The sequence below is a fragment of the Mesorhizobium sp. NPDC059025 genome (assembly GCF_042739655.1).
Classification (GTDB): Bacteria; Pseudomonadota; Alphaproteobacteria; order Rhizobiales; family Rhizobiaceae; genus Mesorhizobium.
In genome coordinates this window covers 1-2,516 of record NZ_JBHYIM010000033.1, presented here as the reverse complement: position 1 = coordinate 2,516, position 2,516 = coordinate 1, and the positions used below count along the sequence as shown (strand labels likewise).

Below are 2,516 nucleotides of genomic sequence, written 5' to 3'. Positions count from 1 at the left end.
TCCTTCGCCTTCCGCGCCATTCTGGGTCAAGGCGAGAGGCAGTCTCAAGATGACGAGCGTGCCACCACTCGAACGATTCTGAAACGACATCGATCCGTTGTTCAGGGCTATGATCTCTCTTGCGATTGCAAGCCCCAGACCGCTTCCAGGCGCGCTCTCGTCAAAACGCCGCCCTCGCACGCCGACCAGATTTAAGTTCGATTGGTCGATTCCCGGTCCGTCGTCGCCTATTCTCAGTTCAGCGACATCGCCGTCTTTGTGGAGTCGGACGCTCACTGCGGATCTCGCCCATTTTGCGGCGTTCTCCAGAACGATCCCGACAAGTTCGATGAGGTCGTTTGCATCGATATCGACATCGAGCTGATCTTGCATGTCGGTGCGCCACTCGAGGCGTTCGCCTTCTTTTGTCTTCTGCAGAACGAGCATCGCCCGCGTCACCACGGGGTTAAACGGAGCCCTCAGCACATGCAGCCGTGCGCGATGACGCAGCCGGGATAGCCGCAGTTGATAGTCGATGCGCTCGTGCATCTCATTCGCCAGGTCGGAGATGACGGCCGCATGGTGATGATCGCCGCGCACCTCCAGTTCATGCGCGATGGTGCCGATTACGGACAGCGGGGTCTTGAGCCCGTGTGCGAGGTCGGCGGCGCGCGAACGTGCGAACTCGATGGATTTTTGCTGCAGCGCCAGCAGTTCGTTGACCTCGACGACCAAGGGGACAACCTCTGCGGGATAGCTGCTTTCGACCGAACTGGCTGTCCCCTTGCGAATGCTCTCGACGTCCTGACGCAGTTTCTTGAATGGCAGGAGACCGAAATGCACCTGCAGGACAGCAACGACGACGAGAGCACCGCCCAGAACAAGCAGGGCTATCACCATTGACCAGGCGAAGTCCTTGATGGAATCGTCGAGTATGGAGCGGTCCTGGGCAACGATGATCTGGTAGCGCTTGTCCTGCTGGTTGGTCTTGAAGTTCGCGTTCAGCGACAGGGCGATCAGTGACTGCCCTGCAGGTCCCGTCATCGTCGAGAACCGCTGCCCCTCCAGCTTGGGATCCGTCTCCAGCATGCGGTCCCAAAGCGAACGGGAACGTATCGTCCGCTGGGAGTCCATATCGCGGACCTGCCAATAAAGGCCGCTGTGTGGCGTGTCATAGCGGGGGTCGGGCAATCGGCCTGAAAGACGCGGTACAGCACCGGTCACGTCCAGATCGACCAGCGCCACAAGACGCGCCATGGTTGCCGAAAGATCGGACCGCGCTCCCCGCTCGACGCTTTCAACGAACATGTAGCCAAGCGCGATGCCGGCCAGAACGAGCGCAAAAGCAATCGAGACGGCGGTCCCGACAATCATCCGAACCTTGAGCGAGCCAAATTTCATCAGAAATTGCCGCCGAGCGTGTATCCCAGCCCCCGGCGCGTCACGATCACATCAGCGCCCAGCCGTTTGCGCAGACGAGCGACCAGGACCTCGACGGAGTTGGAGTCCCTGGCGAAATCCTGCGAATAGAGATGCTCTGTTATCTCCAGTTGCGAGACAACTCTCGCCCGTTGATGCACCATGAAAGCAAAGAGGCGGTATTCCTGCGGTGTCAGCGATACCGGCAGCCCGTCGCGGGTCACCTGCTTCATGCGCGTGTCGAGCATGTATTGTCCGACCTCGATCTGGGAGGACGAAAACCCGCTCGCGCGACGCACAAGGGCACGTATCCGGGCAACGACCTCTTCGATACGGAAGGGCTTGACCACATAGTCGTCAGCACCCGCCTCTATGCCTTCCACCCTCTCATTCCATTGCCCGCGGGCAGTCAGGATCAGCACAGGCATGTTGCGTCCTGCTCGACGCCAGCGCTTGAGGATCGTCAATCCGTCCAGGTCCGGAAGTCCCAGGTCGAGGATGACGGCATCGAATGTCTCGGTATCGCCGCGAAACCAGACATCTTCCCCCTGGGAGGCGAACTCGATCGCAAACCCCGCCGCGGCGAGTGCCTGGTCAAGCGCCTGGGCAATGCGGCGATCATCTTCAGCGACCAGAACGCGCATCCGTCATTTCACTCCGACCAGGCGACCGCTTCGGGCATCGAACGAATAGCGACGGAGCTGGTCCCCGGATTCAAGAACCTTCATTTCATAGCGAAGTGATCCACCGACCGACTTCAGCTGCGCGTCCAGGATCTGGCCGTTGGTCAACTTCCGGGTCGCGGCAGCGATGGCGTCCAAGGGAAGGGCGTGCTGGTTCTGCACCGCATCCAGGGCTGCGTCCCTGCCCCGATCGGCATCATCGGGTTCCGGGGACGGTCGCGAAACCGAATAGCCCCCCCAGATGCCACCGTCCTGCTCGCTGCCCGCGTCTTCGGACTCCGAATCCGAATTGCTGACGCCGCCGTTTCCGCCGTCGTCCGAGCCCTCGCCCGAATCCTGAGCGTGCGCGCCTGCCGATAGGAGCAACAGCAGCACCCCGCATGTCACGAGACACCTCAAGCCAGCCAGTCGTCTCACAGCAATCTCCGGATCTGC

General features: G+C 60.8%; 3 protein-coding genes. All 3 read right to left on the bottom strand.

Going from position 1 to position 2,516, the window contains the following annotated elements; genetic code table 11:
• On the bottom strand, positions 1-1,224 hold a 1,224-nt coding region (locus ACFWYE_RS30960), incomplete at its 3' end, for a sensor histidine kinase (protein WP_379115819.1).
• A 155-nt stretch (positions 1,225-1,379) separates the two neighbouring features.
• The gene (locus tag ACFWYE_RS30955) at positions 1,380-2,042 is read right to left on the bottom strand and encodes a response regulator transcription factor (RefSeq protein WP_379115818.1); all 663 of its coding nucleotides are present in this window, start codon (positions 2,040-2,042) and stop codon (positions 1,380-1,382) included.
• Positions 2,043-2,045: 3 nt separating this feature from the next.
• Positions 2,046-2,516: PepSY domain-containing protein (locus ACFWYE_RS30950; RefSeq protein WP_379115817.1), on the bottom strand; the 471-nt coding region annotated here is incomplete at its 5' end.

Bases quoted from the DNA above. Each gene is read 5' to 3' on its own strand.
- ACFWYE_RS30955 (WP_379115818.1), bottom strand. From the start codon at position 2,042: ATGCGCGTTCTGGTCGCTGAAGATGATCGCCGCATTGCCCAGGCGCTT.